General features: G+C 58.4%; 10 protein-coding genes and 1 pseudogene. 3 read left to right on the forward strand and 8 right to left on the reverse strand.

Annotated elements, in window-relative coordinates; genetic code table 11:
- Positions 1-169: 169 nt before the first annotated feature.
- From AB5Y80_RS04955 to AB5Y80_RS04990, 8 genes and pseudogenes are all read right to left on the reverse strand, one after another.
- Positions 170-670 carry a hypothetical protein gene (locus AB5Y80_RS04955; protein ID WP_368172586.1) on the reverse strand — a complete coding sequence of 167 codons (501 nt, stop codon included), beginning with the start codon at positions 668-670 and terminating at the stop codon, positions 170-172.
- Positions 648-953, reverse strand: coding sequence for a hypothetical protein (locus AB5Y80_RS04960; RefSeq protein ID WP_323943752.1), 306 nt, complete (start codon positions 951-953; stop codon positions 648-650). Before AB5Y80_RS04960 ends, AB5Y80_RS04955 begins: the two co-directional genes overlap by 23 nt.
- A 267-nt stretch (positions 954-1,220) precedes the next feature.
- Positions 1,221-1,454 (reverse strand): annotated as a pseudogene (locus tag AB5Y80_RS04965) (helix-turn-helix domain-containing protein); the annotation flags it as partial.
- Positions 1,406-2,119: a hypothetical protein gene (locus AB5Y80_RS04970; RefSeq protein ID WP_368172587.1), complete on the reverse strand. Its 714-nt coding sequence runs from the start codon at positions 2,117-2,119 to the stop codon at positions 1,406-1,408. The gene AB5Y80_RS04970 and the pseudogene AB5Y80_RS04965, both read right to left, overlap by 49 nt.
- On the reverse strand, positions 2,116-2,361 hold the full coding sequence (locus AB5Y80_RS04975) for a hypothetical protein (protein WP_045525500.1): 246 nt from the start codon (positions 2,359-2,361) through the stop codon (positions 2,116-2,118). The genes AB5Y80_RS04970 and AB5Y80_RS04975 overlap by 4 nt, the downstream gene beginning before the upstream one ends.
- A 197-nt stretch (positions 2,362-2,558) precedes the next feature.
- The gene (locus tag AB5Y80_RS04980; RefSeq protein WP_045525499.1) at positions 2,559-2,777 is read right to left on the reverse strand and encodes a hypothetical protein; all 219 of its coding nucleotides are present in this window, start codon (positions 2,775-2,777) and stop codon (positions 2,559-2,561) included.
- A gap of 3 nt (positions 2,778-2,780) precedes the next feature.
- A complete protein-coding gene (locus AB5Y80_RS04985) occupies positions 2,781-3,170 on the reverse strand; it encodes a hypothetical protein (RefSeq protein WP_045525498.1) in 390 nt (129 codons plus the stop codon).
- 41 nt (positions 3,171-3,211) lie between these two features.
- A complete protein-coding gene (locus tag AB5Y80_RS04990; protein WP_045525496.1) occupies positions 3,212-3,418 on the reverse strand; it encodes a Cro/CI family transcriptional regulator in 207 nt (68 codons plus the stop codon).
- Between the two features lie 165 nt (positions 3,419-3,583).
- On the opposite strand from AB5Y80_RS04990, the gene AB5Y80_RS04995 reads away from it, so the two are divergent.
- The 3 genes from AB5Y80_RS04995 (at position 3,584) to AB5Y80_RS05005 (ending at position 5,098) form a co-directional block, all read left to right on the forward strand.
- Complete coding sequence (locus tag AB5Y80_RS04995; RefSeq protein WP_368172588.1) at positions 3,584-4,168, forward strand: helix-turn-helix domain-containing protein; 585 nt, start codon at positions 3,584-3,586, stop codon at positions 4,166-4,168.
- 209 nt (positions 4,169-4,377) lie between these two features.
- The gene (locus AB5Y80_RS05000) at positions 4,378-4,557 is read left to right on the forward strand and encodes a hypothetical protein (protein ID WP_011705891.1); all 180 of its coding nucleotides are present in this window, start codon (positions 4,378-4,380) and stop codon (positions 4,555-4,557) included.
- Between the two features lie 295 nt (positions 4,558-4,852).
- On the forward strand, positions 4,853-5,098 hold the full coding sequence (locus AB5Y80_RS05005) for a hypothetical protein (RefSeq protein ID WP_106887162.1): 246 nt from the start codon (positions 4,853-4,855) through the stop codon (positions 5,096-5,098).
- The last annotated feature ends 98 nt before the right edge of the window (positions 5,099-5,196 follow it).

Genomic DNA, 5,196 nt, shown 5'->3' on the forward strand with positions numbered 1-5,196 from the left:
TAACACGGTAGGGGTACCGTTTTGTTATCCGGTTTGAAGCCGTATGACCACTCCCTTTTGTGGGCAACTGTCAGGTGAATACCATCTCCATACAGATTACACCTTAGTCTTGCTATCACACAGCCCAATCTGTAGCAATACAGTGGGCTGTATTTGGCATCCCTTAGTCCTATCTCGATACTCCTCCCGTTACACTCACTCCTTGGTGAGCTTTCTCGGCTAGCACCTGCTGCAGCTCCTTGGCCACTGCATCGACAGGCACTAATCGATCCCTCTGAAATACCCGCGCTTCGGCAATCACCTCGCAAGCCCTAATCGATAGACAGGGGCCTCCCTGAGCAACCGTGGCAACCGTGGCAACCGGGGCAGCTTTCACAATCATGGCCCGCACCTCCGCCGGCCGCGGTGCAAACTGCCGATCGGCATCCTCCCCAAGCTGCAGCACCGCCTCGCGAATCTGCTGCGCATTGAAGCCCCTGAGCATGCTCCCCCAGGCCAGCGCCACGCCGCGGGCATTGCCGTCCAGCTGGTTGGCACTCGCTGGCCAAAGTCCGGCCATCAGCGGCAGCAGCTCCTCGGCTAGGAACACCGACATGCGGGCGCTGACCTGCAGCGCGTCCCCTGGTGCGCTCAGGGCCGTCGCCTCGTCAGAGCGGAGTGCTGTCGTCATAGACCCCCCTCCCCGACTCCCTGAGTGCCTTAGCGGCCTGCTGGGCCGCCTGTAGGTTTTCCAGTGGCTTGCGCTGCGCAGTGGTACGGAACGAACTGGCAGCCCGGCGTATCCAGTTGCGCCAGGTCTTCTCCCAGTCCAACTTGACCGCCTTGGCGCCGGGCAGCGCCTGCCAGTAATCCGCGAACGTGGCTGCCTCCAGCAGGATCCGCTCCCTGGGGAGCCCTGTCTCCTGGAGAGCCCACCTCCCCCACTCGCCAGGCAGCACCCAGTCACTCGGCAAACGGGTACCTCGTCGTGGCGGCCCACTGTCTGGGCGTTTGTCCCCCTGGGGGGATACAGGGGGGATCTTTGGTTCAATGACTGGATCTAAAGAGTGACTGATTCTATGTGCAGCTCCTGCACCACCCCCTAGTGCAGCTCCTGCACTACCCTGGTGAATCTCCTGCACCTCTGGATGTGCAGCTCCTGCACTATCCAATGTCAGCACATAGACGTTCGATCTCTTCCCTTGAGGCCCTACCCGAGATTCCTTAGTCAGGAGCCCCGCGTCACATAGCGCATCGATATGATTAATCACTGAGCGCCGGGAGATCTCACACTGATCTGCAATGTGTTGGTACGACGGCCAGCATTCACCAGTATCGCTGGCGTTGTCCGCCAGCTTGATCAGCACCAACTTCCGAAGTGGATTACCCACCTTGATGCTCATGGCCTTGGCCATCAGTAGCATGCTCATGCCGCCACCCCCATTGCCACTGCCGCGGCGACCACAGGCCCCCATTGCGTGGCCATTGCATCAGCCCACCCTTGGTAGGTTTTGGCGCGCGCCATGGCACGACCTTCCCCGGGGCTCAGCCTGTTCTGGCCGCTATCGGTTTGGTTACCCCAACGCGGTAATGCCTTACCACTCGGTTGTGGAACCATGCGAGGTTCAACTAGGTGTGTTGGAAGAAGATCCGGCAGCCCCTTGAGGGCCAGTCCTGTGGCCTTGCTTGCGTCGTGCCCATATTGATGAGGCTGAATTACCTGGGTTGGGAAGTTTGAGCGGAACCCATACCGGGTCAAATCGAGGCGCTTATTGATTGCGCCGATCGCTGGATTCTCTATGGCAATGAACGGGATGGGGGCCGCTGCCAGTTCTTCGACAAAGATCAGAGCCATCTCACGCGCTGCACGCCGGGCCTGGCCCACGAGAGTGCCCGGCTTGACCCGTTGATGATACGGGCCATCCCCATATGCCCACTCTGCAGAACAGGTCAGGAAGGTACAGTCCGGATGGGCGATCATGAGGTCCCACCCCCACCTCATCACACTCAGGGCATCCCCACGGATATGCGGCCCCGGGACTTCAGAATCCACCAGGTCACACGACCACGCATCGTGGCCGGCATTGATGAAGGCATCGCGGATGACTCCAAATCGTTCACAAGCAATGAGCACCTTCATGCCGCCACCTTCCCTTTCTTCTTATCTTCCCTCGCCTGCTGGCGCTGTTTCTTCTGGACCAGCTTGGCCATGCGCTTAGCGACCCTCAGACACTCCGAAAATACGGCCCCCTTCCGGAAACCCGAACTCTTCTCGTAGTGGCTGACAGCCTCCTTACAGGCCAGGTGGGTAGCTTCGGCAGAGAAACCGTCAGCGAGCAGAAGTTTGCGAACATGGCGCTCGATGAACTCCTTAGGATGCATGGCGTACCTCCTGCTCGGTGTAGGCACAGGCCGGGCACTCAAATACGTGGTCATCGGTACTGGATCGCAGTTCACTGCCGCATCGCGGGCAGTGGTCGAGATCATGAGGCAATGGGTGGCCCCCATGGGCCATGGTTGAATTGGTCATTGGCTGGGTCCTGGTTTGTAAAGCCCGGTGGTGAGGCGGGCCAAGGAAATTAGGCGCTAGGCTGGTTCTCGGCGCGTTCAAGGGTGCGAGCCTCAAGCTCGCGGGCCAGGCGCAGGGCCTGCCGGTCGGTACCGGCGGCATGGGCAGTCGAAATCAGCGGCTCATCGAGGGCCAGGGCCAGCTCATGCATGACCGATTTCAGGATGATGTTGTCCCGATCGCTGACATGCTGGGAAGCCGGGCGCGGCGGGCGGAGTTGCGTGGTCATGGGTTACCTCCCGAGGACGAAGTTGATGAGTTTTTGCAGGGGGCGAAGGGGGCGCTCCTCGTTGTAGGTGGCCTCGTCTTCCGGGCTGAACTGGAGCAGGCCACGCTCGGGAAGGCCGGAGCCGTCCAGAATCTCCTCGACGGTCACGGGCGGATATCCCTGTTCAAGCAGGCTTCGATTGGCCCGTTTCACGGCCCTCGCCAAGATTTGTGGCTCATGTTGAGATATGGCCTTGAGCAGGATCAGCAGCGAGGTGCGGGCAAATGCGGTTTCGGTCATGCGCAGTTCTGCGCCGACTTCCTGCCACACCTGGCGCTGGCCCGGGGTGCCACGCACCTTCAGCGGTGACAGCGTGTCGAGTTTTTCATGATCGGGGAGCGATATTCTTCCCATGGAGTTGGTCCTCTGTGTTGGGTGGAAAAACAGGCCGGTGGTTAGGCGGCCTGCTGGGAGTCCTTTTGAACAGGACGGTAATCTTCCAAGCCGAAATCCAGCTTTCCGCCTGACTTGAAGTGGATGCGGGTTGCAAACTGCTCTGGGATGACTTCAGGCCATTCGGACACAGTGCTTTTGCCTGCACCAAGCGCCCGGGCAAGAGCGTTATTGCCGCCAAAGAAATTGATGGCGTCCTGTTTTTTCATTGGTCAGGGTCCTTTGTTGCTCCCTTGAGTAGAGGCGCCATTTTGGTTCGCTTTTGCGAACAAGTCAACCATCGACATTCCGGACATGTAATAGGTGAAAATACATCTGTGTTTTAATTAGCGAACGGGAACGACATGACCTCTTTTAGAGATCGACTGGAATACATGATGAAGGAGCGTGGCTACAAGCAGGCTGACCTGGTTCGCAAATCAGGGATCAGCAAGGCCGTGATCTCCGTCCTGCTGTCGGACCCGTTAAAAGACTTGCGAGTGAGTAGCCTTCTCTCTATTGCCAAAGCCCTTGGCTGTGACCCGCTTTGGCTCTACACCGGCAAAGAAAGTGGTACCTACGTGACCGACACCAACCTCGGGAAAGTACCTGTATGGGAGATGTCAGAACTGGGGAAGCATCCGTCTGATGCGCTCTCTACCCTGGATAGCGGGCGCCATATATTTAGCGAGTTGGACGGGCAACTCATTGGAGTGGTTGCCAACGATGACAATCTCGCTGGCTCCGGCATTAAGACTGGTGATATCTGCGTAATTGACTTGGCAGACAGAACCCCCAGTCATGAAGACATACTTTTGGTCCAGTTGGGTGACAACAAGCAGCGCAGGCTTCTCAAAGCCCTTGATGGCCTATCAGGCATTAGCCTCGTAACAGATGATCAGCGTCTCGGCACTGTGCCAATCAAAGATGCAATTGTTTATGGTCGGATGGTTGAACTACGTCGTGACGTAAAGAAGTAACCTGCCCCTCCCCCCATCAAGCCCGCTTCACGCGGGCTTTTTTGTGCCTGTCATTTAGGGGCGACGGCACCGCTCTCAAAAAAAGTTCGCTTTAACGAACATTTTTCATTGACGCTTACGTTCTCGAAGATTAACCTTCACCTTGTTCGGTAAAACAATCGAATCGCTCACATCTTGAGCGCAAACAGAACCAAACAGAGGACCAACTCATGAAAGTGAATGACCAAGTGCAATACACCAACCCCCGTACCCGCGTCTCCGTGCCGGCCGTGATCACCGACATCACCGACCTCGGCAAACGCCGCGGGGGTGGCCTGTTCTACACCGTCAAGACCGAGGCGGGTAAGGAACACCGGGCCCGGGCAGCCAGCTTGCAAGCGGCTGCGTAACGAGTCGCTCCCGCCAAGAGCGGGGGCACTCAACCGCATGAGCATTGGCTCAGTGTTCAACCGGTTGAGAAGCATCATCGACAACCAGCAACAGGACCCAGCCCCTGACCAGGGCAGAAGTGAGGCGCCTGACCAGCGCGTAAGAACGACAAAGCCCGCACAAGGCGGGCTTTGAAGGACTGGGGTACCACCCCAATCGGATGTTGCCAGGGGACCAACCCTAGCAACAGGACCCAGCATGACGAATCACGTGGGAATTAGCGAGGACCAACTCGCCAATAGGAGTGAATGTACCATGACCAAGCGCATTTTTTCCAGGGCCGCGAAACGTGCAGACCAGATTGTAACTGCCATCGCTGACCGCCTTAACGGCAACGCCGCCCGCCGCCGAGCCATCAAGCAGCGCCTGCACCTGGCCATGATGGCCACCGAGCAGCACCACATCGTCGCCGCCCGCGCAGCCCAGAAGCGCACCGCCGGCATCACCAAGCACAGCGCCCTCCTCCACTGGCGGGCCGAGTTCCACCGCAACGCCATCTGACCCGGGTCTGGCGCTTCCCTCATAGCGCCGTAGCCAAAGCCTCTTTCTCAAGCACCGCAAGGATGCTTTGGCTTCGCTCACGCCAAATTCGGCTGGGC

This window comes from Aeromonas sp. R2-1, from assembly GCF_040908425.1.
Lineage (GTDB): Bacteria > Pseudomonadota > Gammaproteobacteria > Enterobacterales > Aeromonadaceae > Aeromonas > Aeromonas caviae.